Origin of the sequence: Kitasatospora sp. NPDC101157 (assembly GCF_044768255.1) — a bacterium.
Classification (GTDB): Bacteria; Actinomycetota; Actinomycetes; order Streptomycetales; family Streptomycetaceae; genus Kitasatospora.
Window position 1 is genome coordinate 202056 of the sequence record NZ_JBIWPL010000012.1, and the last position, 18271, is coordinate 220326.

Sequence of the window (18271 nt, forward strand, 5' to 3'; positions counted from 1 at the left end):
GGGGGCTTTTGGCTTTCGATACCTCTTTCGGGGACGCGCTTGGGGTTGGTCTTACTCCCGGCGTCGTTGACCCGGTTTCGGCGGCGGTGCTTTGCTTCCGGCCGTCGGCGGTGAACCGGTCCCCCATCCCCGCTTCGCCGGCTGTTCATGACGAACGGTCGGTGGCAACCGGCTTGCCCGCCGTCGCCCCTCCCCCTTTGTCCCCCACGGTGTCGCCGCGCCCTACCGGTGTGCGGTCGGCATGAGAGAGGAACCCTCACGATGGGCATGTCCCCCACCTCCCGCCGGGCGCGAGTCCGGGCCCTGACCGGGCTCAGCGCGCTGGCGCTGGCCGCCACCGGTTTCGCCGCCGCCCCGGCCGCCCAGGCCGACCAGCCGGGCAGCGAGTTCGCCGGACAGAGCCACCCGTACCGGCACGGCACCGTCCCCACCAGGGAGGCGGCCGAGCACGCCAACGCCAACTCGGCCGCTGCGACGCGCACGTCGAACCTGCGCTACGGCGGCGGGGTCGACGGCATCGGCGTCACCACCGGTGCACCGAAGGTGTACGTGGTCTTCTGGGGCTCTCAGTGGGGCACCGCGGGCACCGATGCCAACGGCTACACCACGCTGACCGGTGACCCGTCGGGCGAGGCCGTCCGCGCCCAGCAGCTGTACAAGGGCCTCGGCACCAACAACGAGACCTGGTCCGGCGTCATGACCCAGTACTGCGAGGGCGTCGCCAAGGGTGCCACCAGCTGCGGGTCCACCGCCGCGCACGTCGGCTACCCGACCGGCGGCGCGCTGGCCGGCGTCTGGGTCGACAACTCCGCCGCCGCCCCCGGCCAGGCCACCGGCAACCAGATCGCCAACGAGGCGATCAAGGCCGCCGGGCACTTCGGCAACACCACCTCCGCGTCCAACCGCAACGTCCAGTACGTGGTGCTCTCGCCGACCGGCACCCACCCGGACGGCTTCAACACGTCCACCGGCAACTTCTGCGCCTGGCACGACTGGAACGGCGACACCACGCTGACCGGCGGCGCGGCCACCTCGCCGTACGGTGACGTGGCGTTCAGCAACGACCCGTACGTGACGGACATGGGCACCTCCTGCGGCCAGAACTACGTCAACAGCGGCAGCGCGGGCCTGCTCGACGGCGTGACCATGGTGTTCGGCCACGAGTACGCGGAGACCGTCACCGACCAGAACCCGGCCGGCGGCTGGACCGACTCGACCGGCTACGAGAACGCCGACAAGTGCGCCTGGAAGGGCGTCGGCGGCACCGGCGGCTCGCAGAACGTCGCGTTCGCGACCGGGTCGTTCGCGATGCAGGGCACCTGGTCGAACGCGGTCAGCGGCTGCCAGATCTCGCACGCGATCGTCCCCTGACCGGTGTCCCCGGGCAGCGTGGGGCGGCTCGGGGACCGGATGATCCGGCGGATCCGAACGGCCTGAGGGGTCACGTGTCCTGAGGATCCGGACCGGAGGAGCGCCGGGGTGGGCTGTGTGGGCCCACCCCGGCGCTCCGCGCTGTTCACGGCACGCCGCTACGAGGGCGCGACGAGGCCGAACTCGTAGGCGTGGATGACCAGATGGACCCGGTCACGGGCGTCCAGCTTGGTGAACAGCCGGGCGACGTGCGCCTTGGCGGTGGCCACGCTGATGGTGAGCTCCTCGGCGATCTCCGTGTTGGACAGGCCTCGGCCGACCAGGGTGAGCACCTCGCGCTCGCGCTCGGTGATGCCCTCGGCGGACTTCCGGGGCCGGGCGGAGGCGTCCGGCCGGGCGGCGAACTCGCCGATCAGCCGGCGGGTGATGCCGGGCGCGAGCAGCGCGTCGCCGGCGGCGACCACCCGGACGCCGTCCAGGATGGTCTCCAGGGCGAGGTCCTTGACCAGGAAGCCGCTCGCCCCGGCGCGCAGCGCGCCGTACACGTAGTCGTCGTCGTCGAAGGTGGTGAGGACGAGTACGTGGGTGGGCAGTTCGGGAACGGCGAGGATCCGCCGGGTCGCCTCGATGCCGTCCATGCCGGGCATCCGGATGTCCATCACGGCGACGTCCGGGCGCAGCCGGGTGACCAGCTCGACGGCCTCGGCGCCGTTGCCGGCCTCCCCGACCACCTCCAGGTCGGGGGCGTCGGCGATGAGCACCCGCAGGCCGGTGCGGATGAGCGGCTGGTCGTCGACCAGGACGACGCGGATCACGGTCCCACCTCCGGGGTGGCTGTCGCGGACGCTTCGGTCCGGGCGGGAATCGGCAGGCGGGCGGCGACCCGGAAGCCGCCCCCGGGGCGTGGGCCGGCGCTGAACTCGCCGTGGAGCAGGGCGACCCGCTCGCGCATGCCGGCCAGGCCGTAGCCGGTGCCGGTGGGGTGGGCCGGTGCGCCCGCGCCCAGGTCGAGGACGGTGACGGCGAGTTGCTCCGCGCCGTAGTCGACCGTGATGTGGCAGTCGCGGGTGCCGGAGTGCTTGACCACGTTGGTGACCGCCTCCTGGACGATCCGGAAGGCGGCGAGGTCCACCTCGGGCGGCAGGGCACGGGCTTCGCCGCTGCGGGTGAGAGCGACCCGCACCCCGGCACCCGCGGCCTTCTCCACCAGGCGGTCCAGCTCGCCCAGTCCCGGGGCGACTTCGAGCGGCGCGGACTCGCCCTCGCCCTGCCGCAGCGCGCCCAGCACCCGGCGCAGCCCGGCCAGGGTCTCCCGGCTGGTGGCCTCGATGGCCTCCAGCGCGTTGCGGGTCTCGGCGGGCTGGGTGTCCATGACCCGGCTGCCCATGCCCGCCTGGATCGCGATGATGCCGATGTTGTGGGCCACCATGTCGTGCAACTCCCGGGCGATGCGCAGCCGTTCGGCGGTGACGACCTGCTCGGCGGCGCGGCCGCGCAGGGCCTCGGTGTGGGAGCGGCTCTGGCGGACGGTGTTGCCGATCAGCCAGGCGATCAGCACGGTCGCGGCGAGGCCCCCGTAGGCGTAGGGGTTCACGACGTAGCCGTTGACCGCGCCCCAGACGAACAGCCCGGCGAGCAGGGCCAGCGGCATCGCCGTCGCGATCGTCGACACCGGGCGCGACCGGGTGGCCACGCAGTAGGCGACCACCGTCTCGGCGATCAGGAACTGCACCGGGGCCGTCTCCGGGACGCCCCACATCCCGAGCGCGTAGACGCCGCCCGCCAGCGCCACCGCGACGGCCGCCAGCGGCAACCGGACCAGCAGGAAGGCCACCAGGGTGGTGACCACGGCCGTGACCACCAGGGGCATGTCCTCCACGTTGCCGTGGTACTCGAAGAGGAGGCGCCTCTCGTCGGCCCGGGTGAAGAACCGGAACACCACGATGGCCGTCCAGAACGCCCCCACCCACACGCCCGCGGGCAGGCGCCTGAGCAGGGGCGGGCGAGGTTCGATGATCATGCCGCGATGGTAGCGGCGGGCCGGGCGGCGCCACATTGGCCCGCGGGCGTAATCCCGGGGGCGGGGCGGCCGCTCCCCGTTGTGTCCCGCCGCCCGATGCCCGGGCACGCCCCTGACCGGCACCGTTGTCCCCGTGATCGAGATCGAGCGACTGACCAAGCGGTACGGCGCCACCACGGCCGTCGACCAGTTGACCTTCACCGTCCCGCCGGGCACCGTCACCGGCTTCCTCGGGCCCAACGGCGCGGGCAAGTCCACCACGCTCCGGATGATCCTGGGCCTCAACACCCCCACCGAGGGCACCGTCACCGTGGACGGCGTGCCCTTCGCCGGCCGGCCGCGCGGACTGCGGCACGTCGGCGCCCTGCTGGACGCGGGTGACGTCCACGGCGGGCGCAGCGCCAAGGCGCACCTGTCGGCGCTCGCCCGCAGCAACCGGATCCCGCTCGGGCGGGTCGACGAGGTGCTGGCCGAGGTCGGGCTCGGCAAGGCCGCCGGGCGGCGGATCGGCGGCTACTCGCTGGGCATGAAGCAGCGGCTCGGTATCGCCGGCGCCCTGCTCGGCGACCCGCCCGTGCTGCTCTTCGACGAGCCGCTCAACGGACTGGACCCGGAGGGCGTCCTGTGGGTGCGCGGGCTGTTCCGCCGACTCGCCGCGGAGGGCCGGACGGTCTTCGTCTCCAGCCACATGATGGCCGAGATGGAGCACACCGCCGACCGGCTGGTGGTGATCGGCCGCGGCCGGCTGATCGCCGACGAGAGCCTCGCCGAGTTCGCCGCCCGCAACGCGGAGTCCAGCGTGACGGTGCGGACGCCGCAACTCTCCCTGCTGGCCGACGCCCTGCGCGCCGAGGGCGCCGAAGTCGGCCAGGTGGAGCCGCAGTTCGCGGTGGTCACCGGAATGCCCGCCGAGCGGATCGGTGAACTCGCCCGGCGCCACGGAGTGGTGCTGCACGAGCTCGCCTCCCGGACGTCGCCCCTGGAGTCGGCGTTCATGTCCCTGACCGCCGACAGCGTCGAGTACCTGGCTGGAGAGGCCCGATGAGCACCATGACCCTGACCCGTACGGAGAGCGCCCGCTCGGTGGACCCGGCACCCCGGTTCACCGACCTGCTCGCCGCCGAGTGGATCAAACTGCGCTCGCTGCGCTCGACGTACTGGGTGCTGGCACTGGCCTCGCTGGTGGCGATCGGGATCAACCTGAACGCCGTCCACTCCGACCTGACGTACATCGACCACCCGCCGCGGCCGATACCCGGCCTCCCCCCGTACCGCTACGACGCGCTCTACCACAGCCTCAGCAGCATCGCCTGCTACGTGATGGCGATCGCGGCCGGCAGCCTGGGCGCGATCACCGTGTTCGGCGAGTACACCAGCGGCATGATCCGCACCACCTTCGCCGCCGTGCCCGACCGGCGCGGGGTGATCGCCGCCAAGGTGCTGCTGATCGGCGGTATCACCGCGCTGGCCGGGGCGGTGGTGTCCACGGTGTCCTTCTTCGCCTGCAACGCCATGCTGGCCTCCCGGCACGTCGGGCTCTCCATCGCCCAGGGGGTCAGCCTCCAGGCGGTCATCGCCTATGCGGCGATCGTGCCGGTCTGCGCGCTGATCGGGATGGCCCTGGGCGCGCTGCTGCGGCACGCCACCGCCTCGATCGTCTCGCTGGTGATGCTGCTCTTCATCCTGCCGCTGATGTTCGGCGGGGACCGCTACCGGTGGCTCAACGAGATCGGCAGCCACCTGCCGATGGCCACCATCAACCGGCTCACCTACAACCCCGACTCCAACTCCACGATCAGCAAGTGGGCGCCGAGCGTGCTGGACTCCTGGATCACCATGGGCGCCTGGGCGGCCGTCTCGGTGGCGGTGACGGTGGTCGTGGTACGGCGGCGGGACGTCTGAAGTGTCCCCTCGCCGGGATCACGGGATGAGCTGGGCACCGATCATGCCGCGGCCGGCCTCGACGGCGGCCCGCCAGACCGGGACGACGGCGTCGAACAGGGCGGGGACGTCGTCCGAGTCACCCAGCACCTCGTACGCCCGCTCCTTCGCCGCCGCCCGTGCGGTCCCGTCCAGGTCGAACACCCCCTCCACGGCCGGCAGCGCCGCCCGCACCTCCTCCGGGGTGAGGACCAGGTCCCCGAACCAGCCCGGCAGGCCCGCCAGCCGCTCGGGGCCGAGGGCGTGGGCCAGCCCGAGCACCGGGTAGCGGTTGCGGGCGGAGACGCAGAGGGCCGGCCCGATCTCCGTACCGCAGTCGTTCCAGGCGTCGTACAACCCGTTGACGTTGACGTCCCAACCGAACGGGCCGGACACCAGGGCCTCCAGCTCGTCCGCACCGAACCCCTCCCCCCGCTCCCAGCGTCGCCGCAGCGCGGCGTTCCCCGGCTCCGCCGCGTGCCCGTCGAGCAGCGCCCGCAGCCTCGGCCCGTGCCGCTCGATCGCCGCGGCGGGAGCGGGGACCAGGAACCACATGCCCGAGTAGCTCATGGCCCCCGAGCGTAGCCGCGGGCACCGACAGCGGCCCTTGCTCAGGCCGTGAGGGCGGCGGCCTTGGTGCGGAAGGCGGTGAGGGTGGCGGCCGGGATGCCGCAGGCGGGGAGGAAGGAGGCGGCGCCGCCGTGGCGGGTACGGACGTGGGTGAGGAAGACGGACATGGCCTCGGCGGGAGCCTGGAGGAGGGGGGCCGGGATGCGGAGGTGGCGGCCCTCGGAGTCGGTGACGCGGGTGGTGCCGCTGCCGTTGAGAGCGGTGCGGTGGCGCTCGGCGAGGTTGGCGAAGATCTGCGGGAGGGCGTCGGCGGTGCGGGCGTAGTCGTCGACGATCCGTTCGGCGGGGACGTCGAGGAGGTCGAGCAGCAGGGCGGTGAGCAGCCCGGTGCGGTCCTTGCCGGCGGCGCAGTGCAGCAGGACGGCGCCGGGGCGGGTGGCGGCCTCGACGGCGGCGGCGACGGCCTCGGGGGCGGACTCGGCGAGTAGCAGGTAGAACTCGCCGAGGTCGGCGGCGGTGGTCATGGTCGCCATGTGGGCGGTGAGGACGTCGGTGGCGGGGTTGACCGGGGCGGCGACGACGGCTATCCCGGCGGCTTCGGCGGCGGCCCAGTCGGCGGGCCGGGTCTCGCGGGGGTCGCGCAGGTCGACGACGGTGCGGATGTCGCAGGACCGCAGCTGGGCGACCACGGCCTCGTCGGCGGCCGGGTAGGGCTGGGCGGAGCGGTACAGCACACCGGGGCGGATCCGCAGGCCGTCGGGGTCGCTGAGGACGGCGGGGTCGCGGAAGTTGACCAGGGACATGCGAGGGGCCTTTCGGTGGAGCCGCACACGGAGGGAAAGGACATCCAGTAGGACATCTAGACGTCTAGATGTCCAATCCCCGCCAGGGGTTCGGAGCACCTTTCCATCCCACCCCCGTCGGGCCGCCAGGGCGAGCCGGAGCGGCGGCCCGCGGCCTCGTGGGCTTCGTAGGATCGGGTGCGTGGCGACGAACCTCCCGAGCACTCCCCCCAACACCCCGCTGTACCGCCGGCTGGCCCGCCGGCTCCAGGAGCGGATCGACGCCGGCGGCTACCCGGCGGGCGCCCGGCTGCCGAGCGAGCCGGAACTGAGCGCCGAGTTCGGCGTGAACCGGCTGACCGTGCGGCAGGCCGTCGCGGAGCTGGAGCGGGCGGCCGTGGTGGAGATCCGCCGGGGCGTGGGCACCTTCGTCCGCCCGCCGGCCGTCCGCGTCTCGATCGCGGTGGACCCGCGCAGCCAGCGCTTCGACCTGGGCAGTGTGCACGAGGCCCTGCCCGAGGGGGAGCAGGGGGACGGCGAGTTCGTGGTCGCCGCCCCGCCGGTCACCGGCTCGGCGGAGGACGAGGAGGCCGCCCGCCAGCTCGGCCGGGCCCCCGGCGGGCTGTCCCGCCTCGACTCGGTGATCCGCCTCGGCGGGCGGGCCCGGGCGGCGTGCAGCTACTGGGTCCCGTTCGGGCCGCTGCCCGCCGAGCTGGTGCGGCCCGGGCACACCGGGAACCTGGTGCGGGACCTGGCCCGGGCGGCCGGGGTGGAGCTGGAGTACGACTGGCGGGCCTTCGGCGCGATCGGCGCGGACCTCGCGGACGCGGAGCTGCTGGGCGTACCCGCGGGCACCCCGCTGCTGGTGCGCGAGGGCGTCAGCTGCACCCCGGACGGCACCCCGTCGCTGTACGTCCGGCGGCGGATCGACGGCAGCAGCGCGCGCTTCGTGCTGCACTTCCGCGAGCGGTAGGGCGCGAGCCCCGGCCGTGAGGACCCTGATAGGGTTCACCGCCCGAAATCCAGGCCGCACGGGTTGGCAGAACACGGTGATCGAGACCGACGATTGCGACATACCCACCGAGCTGGCCGAGGCGTACCTCGTCCTGCTCGCCGACGTCTCCCGCACCGGGCGCCTGCTGCGCCGGGACGAGCTGGAGCGGCTGCGCCGGCTCGGCGGGCAGTGCGCCGAGGCCGGTTACGGGCTGCGCGAGGTGGTCTCGCACTGCCTGGCGGCGGCCCGGCGGGCCTGGCAGACGCTGCCCGGGGCGACGGCCGCGGCCAGCGTCGGCGAGCTGCGCCGGACGGGCGACGCGGTGCTGGCCGCCACTGACGCGGCGCTGGCCGCGCTCGGCGAGGGGCACGAGCGCTCGCAGCGCCTGGCGGTCCGCCAGGAGGAGGCCGCCCGAAGGGAGTTCATCGACGACCTGCTGCACGGCCGCAGCGACCTCGGCCTGCTCGCCGAGCGCGCGGAGCGGTTCGGGCTGCGGCTTGCGGGCGCGTACACGGTGGCGGTGGCGGTCGGCGACGAGCCGTTCGCGGACGTCCATCCGATGGTGCACCGGGTGGAGCGGGAGCTGGCCGGGCGGTTCGGCGAGCGGGACGTCCTGCTCGCCGGCAAGGACGGCCGGCTGGTGTGCATCGCCCCGGACTCCGAGCGGGCCGTGCTGGACGCCTTCGCGGACCTGACGCTGCGCCCCGGCCCCGGCTACCGCCCGGTGCTGCGGGTCGCGACCGGGCGCCGGCACTCGGGCGCGAGCGGGGTGCTGCGCAGCTACGACGAGGCGCTGGACGCACTGGACTACGCCCAGCGACTGGACCTGCCGGCCTGCCGGCTGAGGGCCGAGGAGCTGTTGGTCTTCCCGGTGCTGATGCGGGACCGGGCGGCGATGGCCGACCTGGTGCGCAGCGTGCTCGGCCCGCTGAGCGAGGCGCGCGGCGGCGCCCGTCCGCTGCTGGACACCATCGCGGTGCAGGCGGAGGCGGCGTACGTGAACGCGGAGGCGGCGCGCCGGCTGGGGCTGAGCGTGCGCACCCTCGGCTACCGGCTGGAGCGGATCAAGGCCCTCACGGGGTACGACCCGGCGGACGCGTTGCAGCGGTTCACGCTGGAGACGGCGGCCATGGGCGCGCGGCTGCTGAACTGGCCGGAGCAGCCCCTCTAGGCCTGTTGCGAAAGTGCTGGTCACAGCCACTCGTTGACGGCTGCGACCAGTACGGGCTCCGGGCCGCAAGGACCGGGGCGGCCCGATGTTGCGGCGGCGTCACTCGGCGGCCGGCGGGAGACCGAGGTGGTCACGGCTGCTGAACGGACGCCGGGTGCGACGCTGCCGGTGGGCTGCCGGATCTCCCCCGGCGATACGCCACCGCGGTGCGCCACCCGGGCCCTGGTCGGGTGGCTGCGCGAACACCCTGAGGCCGACGCCGCGCCGACGGGCCGGTGTGCCGGGGCGGGCGGTGCTGTCGAGTCCGTGGTCAAGATCGTCCGCGTCACGGCTCTGTCCCGGTGATCGGAAACGACGTCAACAGTGCGCGGCGGCCGGCCAACCGGGCGTCAGGGCAGGTCGGCGCCAGGATGCGGCACGGCACGGCGGGCGACCGCGGGGGTGGATTCGGCGGTACATGTCACAGCCCTGTCCTGAGGGCGGCCCGGGCGCAACGGCTCCCCCGGCAGGACAGTCCCTGCTTTCGAAACCCGCTCGCACCGAGCACAAGGCACCACCGCCCCAGAGGAGAACACCGTGCGCGTCCGCAAGATCGCCTTCGCCGCCCTGGCCGCCGCCGCCGCCCTCGCGCTCACCGCCTGCCAGAACGACGACCTGGACACCGCCCAGGGCACCCCGACCACCGCCCCCGCGGCATCCACCGGCGGCCCGGCCACGAACGCACCGGCCACGCACGCACCGGCCACCGGCAAGCCGGGCAAGACCGGCACACCGGCCACCGCCGCACCGGCCGGCTCCGGCACCGCCGCGAAGACCGCCAAGTGCCGGACCGCGGACCTGACCGTCACCGCCACGGACCGCACCATCACCGGCGACCCCGACAACACCGTCGTGGTCGAGCTGAAGAACCACAGCGACAAGGACTGCACGCTCTCCGGCTACGCCGGCGTCGACCTGAAGACCCCCTCGGGCGCACTGTCCGCGGACCGCACCGGCCAGCCGGCCGTCACTGCCGTCATCGCACCCGGCAAGTCGACCTACTTCGGCATCAGCTACCCGCCCAACAACACGGGCGGCTCCGGCCTGCGGATCACCGGCCTGGTCGTGACCCCGCCGGACGAGACCCAGCCCGTCACCCTGCCCTGGCCCGGCGCCGGTTCGCTGCCCGCCACGGACACCAACGGATCCCCCGTGAAGATCGGCCCGATGGGAAGCGCCGGCCAGGGCCAGTGACCACGAGCCCCCAACCGGACCCCACCCCGACCGGACCCCACCCCACCCCACTCCCTGACATGCGCCGCGGCCGACCCGGCACGGTGACGCGGTGGGCCGGACCTCCGGCGAGGAGCGCACCGCCGGATCGAGGCCGCCCTCGCACCGGGCGTCACCGCTCGTCCGGACCACGGCCACCGCGGGGCGCTCGACCAGCCGGCCGCCTTCGAAGCGGGCTGCGGCGCGGACGAGCGGGGGGAGGCCGGGGCGTTGACGGCGGCGCTGCCTCCGTGACCGCCTCCGGGAGGGGCCCGCAAACCCCGGATGACCTGCCCGGAGCCGTCCTGTTGCCCGACTGTTGCAGTGTCACGGGGCACGCGCGTACCAGGGTGTCAAAGAGCCGTAAAGATTGCCGGATCCTGGCAATGTGCGGGTGCGTCCCCCGCTGCCATGATCTCCCCGGCGCCGATGTGCGGCGCCGTCGGAAGGGCGGGGGAGCATGGCCGGGACGGGGGACTTCTTCGCGGCCGCGCTGTCCTTTCCGACGGCGTTGTTCAGCTTCGCGCTGGTGGTGGTCGTCGGGTACTGGCTGCTGATGCTGATCGGCGGCCTGGGGTTCGACGCCGTGCACGGGGGGCACGGCGTCGGGCACCACCTGGGTGCCGGGCACGCCGGGCACGGGGGCCCGGTGGGTCACGTCGGACACGGTGCCGGGGGGCACGGTGTCGGGGGGAGCGTGGCCCACGGGACGCCCGGCGGGCACGGTGCCGGCGGGGGGAGCGCCGGCGGGGGGAGTGCCCACGGTTCCGAGCACGGGAACGGCCACCACGGGGGCGTGCTGGACGCGCTGGGGCTGGGCGGGGTGCCCGCGACGGTGGCGGTTTCGCTGCTGGTCGCGCTCGCCTGGTTCGTCAGCCTGGCCGGCACCGTCCTCACCTCGGGGGCACCGGCGCGCGGCGGCGTGTTCGCCGTCGCGCTGGTCGCCTCCTGGGCGGGCACCCGGGTGCTCGTCCGGCCGCTGCGGCGGCTCTTCCCGGAGGACCGGCCGGTCACCCGGGCCGACTTCGTGGGCCGGGTCTGCGTGATCCGCACCGGCCGGGTGACCGCCGACTTCGGGCAGGCCGAGGTGACCGCCGAGGACGGCTCCACCGCGACCGTCCAGGTCCGTACCCCCGACGCCGAGCCGGGGCTGACGGCCGGGCGCACCGCGCTGATCTACGACTACGACCCGGACGGCGAACACTTCCTGGTCGCGCCGTTCGACCCGTCCCCGCCGGGCATCTGACATCGCATCGTTCCAGCGATCCACCCACCACTTCGCACCACCATCTCGTCAAAGGACTCCGTGATGGACACCATCGCCGTGGGTTTCGGCGTGCTCGTCGCCGTCGTGCTGCTCATCCTGCTCGCCGTCCTGCTCTTCGTGGGCCGCCTGTTCCAGAAGGTCGAGCAGGGCAAGGCCCTGATCGTCTCGCGGACCAGGAAGGTGGACGTCACCTTCACCGGCGCGATCGTCCTGCCGATCCTGCACAAGGCCGAGCTGATGGACATCACGGCGAAGACGGTGGAGATCCACCGGGCCGGCCGGGACGGCCTGATCTGCCGGGACAACATCCGGGCGGACATCCGGATCTCCTTCTTCGTCCGGGTGAACAAGACCGTCGAGGACGTCGTCAAGGTGGCGCAGTCGATCGGCACCGCCCGGGCCAGCGACCCGCAGGCGATCCAGGACTTCTTCGCGGCCAAGTTCGCCGAGGCGCTCAAGACCGTCGGCAAGCAGCTGGACTTCACCGACCTGTACACCCACCGGCACGAGTTCCGGGACCAGATCATCGCGGTCATCGGCACCGACCTCAACGGCTACACCCTTGAGGACGCGGCCATCGACCACCTCGAACAGACTCCGATGAGCCAGCTGGACGGCGACAACATCCTGGACGCCCAGGGCATCCGCAAGATCACCGAGCTGACCGCCATCGAGCACGTGCGCACCAACGAGTACCAGCGCAACGAGGAGAAGGAGATCACCCGGCAGAACGTGGACGCCCGGGAGACCGTCCTGGAGCTCGAACGCCGGCAGGCCGACGCCGAGATCCGCCAGCGCCGCGAGATCGAGACCCTGCGGGCCAAGGAGGACGCGGTGATCGCCCGGGTGCAGGAGGAGGAGCGGCTCAACGCCCAGACCGCCTTCCTGCGCACCGAGGAACTGCTCGGCGTGCAGCGGGAGAACCAGGCCCGCGAGGTCGCGGTGGCGCAGAAGAACCGCGAGCGGGTGATCGCGGTGGAGAACGAGCGGATCGAGAAGGACCGGCTGCTGGAGGTCGTCGGCCGCGAGCGGGAGACCGAACTCGCCGTGATGGCCAAGACCAAGGAGGTCGAGTCCCGCCGCCGGGAGGTCGCCGACGTGGTCCGCGAGCGGGTCGCGGTCGAGCGCACCGTCGCCGAGCAGGAGGAGGCCGTCAAGACGCTGCGGGCCACCGAGGAGGCCGAGCGGGTGCGCAAGGCCGTCGTCATCCAGGCCGAGGCGGAGGCGCAGGAGAAGCTCGTCAAGGACATCAAGGCCGCCGAGGCCGCCGAGCAGGCCGCCTCGCACAAGGCCCGCGAGTCGCTGGTGCTGGCCGAGGCCCGGCAGCAGGCCGCCGAGCTGGACGCGGCCGCCAAGGTCAAGCTGGCCGAGGGCGTCCGGGCGGAGGCCGCCGCCGAGGGGCTGGCCCGGGTGCAGGTGCGGGAGCAGGAGGCCGCGGCGATGGAGAAGGTCGGCCGCGCCGAGGCCGCCGTGCAGGCCGAGAAGGCCAAGGCGGCCGCGCTGGAGGTCGGCGCCAAGCTGAAGGCGGAGGCCGAGGGCCTGACCGAGAAGGCCGCGGCGATGGCCAAGCTGGACGAGGCCTCGCGGGAGCACGAGGAGTACCGGCTGCGGCTGGCCGCCGAGAAGGACGTCCGCCTCGCCGGGCTGGAGGCGCAGCGGCAGATCGCCGAGGCGCAGGCCGCGCTGGTCGCGACCGGCCTGGAGAAGGCGAAGATCGACATCGTCGGCGGGGACTCGGTGTTCTTCGACAAGCTGGTGCAGTCGGTGACGGCCGGCAGGAGCGTCGACGCCTTCGTCGGCCACTCGGAGACCGCCCGGACCCTGGCCGGGCCGTGGCTGGACGGACGGGGCGGCTTCACCGAGGACCTCACCCGGGTGCTGTCCTCGGTGTCCACCGCGGACGTGCAGAACCTGACGGTCTCCGCGCTGCTGCTCCAGCTGATCGGCAGCGGCGGCGAGCAGTCCGGGCAGCTGCGGCAACTGCTGGACTCGGCAGGGAAGTTGGGGATCGCCGAGACGCCGATCGGAGCGCTGTCCGCCGCCTCGGCGAACGGCTCCAGGTAACGACCCGAAGGGGCGGCCGGATGACCGGCCGCCCCCGAGCACCCGAGGAACTGACCGTGGACGCCCCCGACACCCGGCTCGACGCCGGCACCTACGAGGTCCTGCGCGACCGGCTCGCCCGGGCCGCCGCCGAACTCGCCGACCGCGCGCAGGCGTTGAACGCCCGCCGGGTCGAGGAGTTCGGCGGCGGGGAGCTGCGGCTCACCGGCACCGGGCGGCTCACCACCGCCCGGCCCTGCCTGCCGCAGGACCTCACCGCCGCCGCCGGGATGCTGCTGCTCGGCACCCGGCCCGCCGAGACCACGGACGCCGACGACCCGGGGGACGTCCTCGGCCTCCACCACCCCGACCTGTCCCCCGCTCCCGCCGAGGGCACCCTGCTGGACGACCCCCGGCTGCGCCAGGACCTCGCCGACCTGCGCCGCTACTTCCGCGACGCCCGGCTGGAACGGCTGCGCCCGGTCGGCGGCCGGCTGCTCGCCGTCTTCCGCACCGGCCCGGCCGCCGCCGACGTCCGGGTGCTGCGCTGGCGCCTCGACGACGACCGGGCCGACTACCAGGACGGGCGCGGCGAGCGCGACCACGCCCCCGCGGAGGGCCAGCAGCTCCACTGGACGCCCCTCACCCGGGACGACCAGCTGCCCGCCGCCCCCGGCACCGCGCCGCGCGCCGACCTCGCCGGGGAACTCCGCCTCGGCGTGGACGGCGGCCGGCTCACCCTCACCACCCCCGACGGCCGCGAACTCCACCACGAGCCGCTCGCCGAGGCCTTGCAGACCCTCGCCGACGCCCGGATCGCCCACGCCCGGCTCGCCACCCTGCTCCTGGTGCGGGTGCGCCCGTACCAGGAGGAGACCGTCCGGCACCTGGTGGTGCACCTGCCCACCGGCCGCGTCACCAGGATCGACGCGCTCGGCCGGGCCTGCCTGCGGCTGCCCGCCGACCAGGGCGTGGCCTTCCCCGGCGGCTGCCACCTCGCCGACGGCACCGTGCGCGTCTTCGACCAGCCGGTGGACGGCCTGGTGTACGAGCGCACCCTGCTCTCCCCCAACGGCGAGGACGTGCTGTACGAGTTCCGCTCCGCCGTCGACGGACACGCCCTGCTCCAGCCGTACAACTCCGTCCGCCAGGAGGCCGCCGCCCCGCTCGCCTGCCAGGGCTACGCGCTGCTCGACGACGGCACCCTGATCGCGCTGCGCCCGGCCGAGGACGGCCCCACCCGGCTGCACCCCGTGCAGCTGTGGCGGAGCCCGTTCACCAGCGAGCGCCACGCCGCCCAACAGCCCTCCGGCACAGGACCTTTGGCCCGGATCGGGAACGCCGACCTGGTCCGCGGCCTGGCCGACTGCCTGGCCCTGGCCCGGCTGGCCGCGGCCGGCGCCGACACCCCGGCCGGGCACCGGGCCGTGCTCGCCGCCTGCACCCGCACCACCGACCGGCACCACTGGCTCGGCCAGGACGGCCTCGGCGACCTCGCCGCGCCGCTCGCCGAGATCCGCGACACCGCCCGGCAGGTGATCGCCGAGTACGAGGCGATCGCCCGGCTCACCGCGCACGCCGCGGCCCGCACCGAGGAGACCGCCGAGCACGTCGAGGGCCTGCTGCGCACCGCGCGCGGCGATACCCTCGCCGACGCCGCCGAGTGGGTCGACCGGCTGGCCGCACTGCGCCGCGCCCAGGGCCGGGTCGAGGCGCTGCGCGACCTGCCGCGGGTGGACGGGCAGCGGATCGACGCACTCGCCGAGCACCTCGCCGCCGGGCTGGCCGAGGCTGCCGACCGGGCGGTGGTCCAGCTCGCCGAACCCGCCGCCTTCGAGCCGCACCGGCGCCGGGCCGGTGAACTGGCCGAGCAGAGCGCGGCCATCGCCACCGCCGCCGAGGCGGAACCGCTGGCCGAGCGGCTCGGCGAGCAGAGCGAGGCCCTGCAGACCGTCTCCGAGCTGGTCGGCACCCTCGACCTGGCCGACGCCACCACCCGTACCGCGATCCTGGACCGGCTCGCCGACGTGCTCGGGCTGCTCAACCGGGCCCGCACCACCCTGACCGTGCGACGCCGGGAGCTGCGCACCCGCGAGGCCGCCGCCGAGTTCGCCGCCGAGACCGCGCTGCTCGCCCAGGCCGTCACCGCCGCCCTCGCCGCCGCCGACACCCCGGAGGCCTGCGACGACCGGCTCGGCCGGCTGCTGCTGCGGGTCGAGCAGCTGGAGACCCGCTTCGCCGACGCCGACCCGGCGCTCGGCGAGCAGCTCGCCGAGCGGCGCACCGGAATCCACGACGCGCTCACCGCCCGCCGCCAGCACCTGCTGGAGGAGCGGGCCCGCCGGGCCGACCGGCTGGCCGCCTCCGCCGAGCGCGTCCTCGACACCCTGCACCGCCGCCTCGCCGCCCTCGACACTCCCGAGGAGATCGAGACCACGCTCGCGGCCGACCCGACCGCCGTCAAACTCCGCGACCTGGCCCGGCAGTTGACCGAACTCGGCGACCGGGTCCGGGCCGAGGAGCTGACCGGGCGGCTGCGCGCCGCCCGCGGCCGCGCCCACCGCGCCCTGCGCGACCGCGCCGAACTCGCCGGGGACGGCCCGGGCACCCTGCGGCTGGGCCGCCACCTGTTCGCGGTCACCACCCAGCGCCCCGAACTCACCCTGCTGCCCTGGCACGGCCGGGCCGCCTTCACCCTCACCGGCACCGACTACCGCTCCCCCGTCACCGACCCGGCCTTCGCCGCCACCGAGCGGTACTGGGACCGGCCGCTGCCCTCCGAGTCTCCCGCGCTCTACCGCGCCGAGTACCTGGCCGGGAGCCTGCTGCTGGCCGCCGCTCCGGACGCGCTGACGGCGGAGGCGCTGCCGGGCTCCCTGCCGGTGGACGGGCCGGCGGACTGGGACGCCCTGCTGGAGTACGTCCGCCGGGCCGCCGAACAGCGCCCGGACGAGGGCTACCAGCGCGGGGTGCACGACCACGACGCCGCCCTGGTACTCCGCGCCCTGCTCGAACTCGGATCCGAGGCAGGCCTGTTGCGCCACCCCGCAGCCACCCGGGCGGCGGCCCAGCTGTACTGGGCGTACGGTACGGACGAGCGCCGACGGCTGGTCTGGCACACCCGGGCCCGCTCCCTCGGCCTCGCCCGCCAGGCGTACGGGCCGGTACCGGCGCTGGCCGCGCTGGCCTCCGAACTGTCTGTCGCCATAGCGGAGTTCACGCCGGATGCGCCGGACGCCGGTGGCTACCTGGTGGCCGAACTCGTCGCCGCGACACCGGCCTTCGTCCACTCGGCGGGCGCGGCCGCACTGCTGGACAAGTTCCACGCCGCCCCCGAGTCCGCCGGGCTCACGGAGGCGCTGGCCGCCCTGCCGGAGGACCCGGCGCTGCTCCCCGCCCGGCGCCAACTGGCCACCGCCTGGCTGGAGTCGTCCGCACCCGACGCCGACCCGGGCGACCTCGCCGAGGCCGCCGCCGTACTGCTCTGCCCCTCGCTGCCGCGCCGCCCCGCCGAGGGCGCCGTGGCCACCCGGCTCACCGGACTGCTCGGCGACCACCCGCGGATCTCCGGCGGCGCCCTGGACCTGCGGCTGGACGAACTCCTCGCGCGCGTGCGCGAGTTCGAGTCCGTCGAGGTGCCCGGACACCGCGCCTACCGGCGGCTGCGCGCCGAGCTGCTGGCCGCCGAGCACACCCGGCTGCGGCTCGACCGGTACCGCCCCGCACCGCTCAACGGCTTCGTCCGCAACCGGCTGATCGACCAGGTGTACCTGCCGCTGATCGGCGACAACCTCGCCAAGCAGCTCGGCACCGTCGACTCCGGCGGGCCGGTCGACCGCAGCGGCCTGCTGCTGCTCGTCTCCCCGCCCGGCTACGGCAAGACCACGCTGGTCGAGTACCTCGCCGAGCGGCTCGGCCTGCTGCTGGTCACGGTCAGCGGCCCGGCGCTCGGCCACCGCGTCACCTCGCTGGACCCGGCCGAGGCTCCCGACGCCACCGCCCGCCGCGAGCTGGAGAAGCTCAACTTCGCCCTGCACGCGGGCGACAACGTGCTGCTCTACCTGGACGACATCCAGCACACCTCGCCCGAGTTCCTGCAGCGCTTCATCCCGCTGTGCGACGCCCAGCGCCGGATCGACGGCGTCCGGGACGGCGAGGCCCGCGAGTGGGACCTGCGCGGCAAGCGCTTCGCCGTGGTGATGGCCGCCAATCCGTACACCGAGTCCGGCCGGCTCTTCCGGCTGCCCGACATGCTCGCCAACCGGGCCGACGTCTGGAACCTCGGCGACGCCGTCGCCGGGCGCGAGGACCTCTTCGCGCTCAGCTTCATCGAGAACGCCCTGCCCGCCAACCCCCACCTCGCCCCGCTCGCCACCGCCGAGCGCGCCGACCTGGACACCCTGCTCGCCCGGGCCGCGGGCACCCCCGGCGGCACCCTGGGCGGCGCCTGGCCGGCCGCCGAGGTGGAGCGGATGACCGCCGTCCTGGCCGGGCTGCTCCACCTGCGCGGCACCGTCCTGGCCGTCAACCGGGCCTACCTGGCCTCGGCCGCCCAGGACGACCGCGCCCGCACCGAGCCGCCGTTCCTGCTCCAGGGCTCCTACCGCAACATGGCCAAGCTCGCCCAGCGCCTCGACCCCGCGCTCACCCGGCCCGAACTGGACGCCCTGCTCGCCGACCACTACCGGGCCGAGGCCCAACCGCTCGGCGCCGACGCCGAGGCCCAGCTGCTGAAGCTCGCCGAACTGCGCGACGCCCTGACGCCGGAGCAGGCGCGGCGGTGGGCGGAACTGAAGCGGATCTGGCGGGAGGCCTGAGGGGTGTAGCTGGCTACACCCCTCAAAGTGAACCCCTGCTCATTGAGCCACCCCCGTCCGGCGGG

13 protein-coding genes are annotated in these 18271 nt (G+C 74.5%); 9 read left to right on the top strand and 4 right to left on the bottom strand.

Going from position 1 to position 18271, the window contains the following annotated elements:
* Positions 1–261: 261 nt before the first annotated feature.
* Positions 262–1371, top strand: coding sequence for a hypothetical protein (locus ACIRVF_RS23840; protein ID WP_402821167.1), 1110 nt, complete (start codon positions 262–264; stop codon positions 1369–1371).
* A 158-nt stretch (positions 1372–1529) separates the two neighbouring features.
* Here the strand turns inward: ACIRVF_RS23840 and ACIRVF_RS23845 are convergent, their stop codons facing one another.
* Both ACIRVF_RS23845 and ACIRVF_RS23850 read right to left on the bottom strand, forming a co-directional pair.
* The gene (locus ACIRVF_RS23845) at positions 1530–2186 is read right to left on the bottom strand and encodes a response regulator (protein WP_402821170.1); all 657 of its coding nucleotides are present in this window, start codon (positions 2184–2186) and stop codon (positions 1530–1532) included.
* Positions 2183–3391, bottom strand: a complete 1209-nt coding sequence (locus tag ACIRVF_RS23850; protein WP_402821173.1) for a sensor histidine kinase — start codon at positions 3389–3391, stop codon at positions 2183–2185. Before ACIRVF_RS23850 ends, ACIRVF_RS23845 begins: the two co-directional genes overlap by 4 nt.
* Before the next feature lie 133 nt (positions 3392–3524).
* Between ACIRVF_RS23850 and ACIRVF_RS23855 the strand changes: the two genes are divergently transcribed.
* Positions 3525–4436: an ABC transporter ATP-binding protein gene (locus tag ACIRVF_RS23855; RefSeq protein WP_402821176.1), complete on the top strand. Its 912-nt coding sequence runs from the start codon at positions 3525–3527 to the stop codon at positions 4434–4436.
* The gene (locus tag ACIRVF_RS23860; RefSeq protein WP_402821179.1) at positions 4433–5293 is read left to right on the top strand and encodes an ABC transporter permease subunit; all 861 of its coding nucleotides are present in this window, start codon (positions 4433–4435) and stop codon (positions 5291–5293) included. The genes ACIRVF_RS23855 and ACIRVF_RS23860 overlap by 4 nt, the downstream gene beginning before the upstream one ends.
* An 18-nt stretch (positions 5294–5311) precedes the next feature.
* On the opposite strand, the gene ACIRVF_RS23865 is transcribed toward ACIRVF_RS23860, so the two are convergent.
* Together ACIRVF_RS23865 and ACIRVF_RS23870 are read right to left on the bottom strand one after the other, a co-directional pair.
* Entirely contained in the window at positions 5312–5881 is a 570-nt protein-coding gene (locus tag ACIRVF_RS23865; RefSeq protein ID WP_402821182.1) for a hypothetical protein, read from the bottom strand.
* A gap of 41 nt (positions 5882–5922) precedes the next feature.
* Positions 5923–6684, bottom strand: a complete 762-nt coding sequence (locus tag ACIRVF_RS23870) for a tyrosine-protein phosphatase (RefSeq protein WP_402821185.1) — start codon at positions 6682–6684, stop codon at positions 5923–5925.
* Between the two features lie 181 nt (positions 6685–6865).
* Here ACIRVF_RS23870 and ACIRVF_RS23875 point away from each other — a divergent pair, with 181 nt between their 5' ends.
* The 6 genes from ACIRVF_RS23875 to ACIRVF_RS23900 all read left to right on the top strand — a co-directional run bounded on the left by ACIRVF_RS23875 (position 6866) and on the right by ACIRVF_RS23900 (position 18206).
* Positions 6866–7636 carry a GntR family transcriptional regulator gene (locus ACIRVF_RS23875; RefSeq protein WP_402821188.1) on the top strand — a complete coding sequence of 257 codons (771 nt, stop codon included), beginning with the start codon at positions 6866–6868 and terminating at the stop codon, positions 7634–7636.
* 76 nt (positions 7637–7712) lie between these two features.
* Positions 7713–8828 (top strand): PucR family transcriptional regulator, encoded by a 1116-nt coding sequence (locus tag ACIRVF_RS23880; protein ID WP_402821191.1) that lies wholly within the window; start codon positions 7713–7715, stop codon positions 8826–8828.
* Between the two features lie 576 nt (positions 8829–9404).
* Complete coding sequence (locus ACIRVF_RS23885; protein ID WP_402821194.1) at positions 9405–10061, top strand: DUF4232 domain-containing protein; 657 nt, start codon at positions 9405–9407, stop codon at positions 10059–10061.
* A 478-nt stretch (positions 10062–10539) separates the two neighbouring features.
* Positions 10540–11325 (top strand): hypothetical protein, encoded by a 786-nt coding sequence (locus ACIRVF_RS23890; RefSeq protein WP_402821197.1) that lies wholly within the window; start codon positions 10540–10542, stop codon positions 11323–11325.
* A gap of 63 nt (positions 11326–11388) precedes the next feature.
* On the top strand, positions 11389–13410 hold the full coding sequence (locus tag ACIRVF_RS23895) for a flotillin family protein (protein ID WP_402821200.1): 2022 nt from the start codon (positions 11389–11391) through the stop codon (positions 13408–13410).
* A gap of 20 nt (positions 13411–13430) precedes the next feature.
* The gene (locus ACIRVF_RS23900) at positions 13431–18206 is read left to right on the top strand and encodes a DNA repair ATPase (protein ID WP_402821203.1); all 4776 of its coding nucleotides are present in this window, start codon (positions 13431–13433) and stop codon (positions 18204–18206) included.
* The last annotated feature ends 65 nt before the right edge of the window (positions 18207–18271 follow it).

Bases quoted from the DNA above. Each gene is read 5' to 3' on its own strand.
- ACIRVF_RS23840 (WP_402821167.1), top strand. From the start codon at position 262: ATGGGCATGTCCCCCACCTCCCGCCGGGCGCGAGTCCGGGCCCTGACC.
- ACIRVF_RS23850 (WP_402821173.1), bottom strand. From the start codon at position 3,391: ATGATCATCGAACCTCGCCCGCCCCTGCTCAGGCGCCTGCCCGCGGGC.
- ACIRVF_RS23860 (WP_402821179.1), top strand. From the start codon at position 4,433: ATGAGCACCATGACCCTGACCCGTACGGAGAGCGCCCGCTCGGTGGAC.
- ACIRVF_RS23865 (WP_402821182.1), bottom strand. From the start codon at position 5,881: ATGAGCTACTCGGGCATGTGGTTCCTGGTCCCCGCTCCCGCCGCGGCG.
- ACIRVF_RS23870 (WP_402821185.1), bottom strand. From the start codon at position 6,684: ATGTCCCTGGTCAACTTCCGCGACCCCGCCGTCCTCAGCGACCCCGAC.
- ACIRVF_RS23890 (WP_402821197.1), top strand. From the start codon at position 10,540: ATGGCCGGGACGGGGGACTTCTTCGCGGCCGCGCTGTCCTTTCCGACG.
- ACIRVF_RS23895 (WP_402821200.1), top strand. From the start codon at position 11,389: ATGGACACCATCGCCGTGGGTTTCGGCGTGCTCGTCGCCGTCGTGCTG.
- ACIRVF_RS23900 (WP_402821203.1), top strand. From the start codon at position 13,431: ATGACCGGCCGCCCCCGAGCACCCGAGGAACTGACCGTGGACGCCCCC.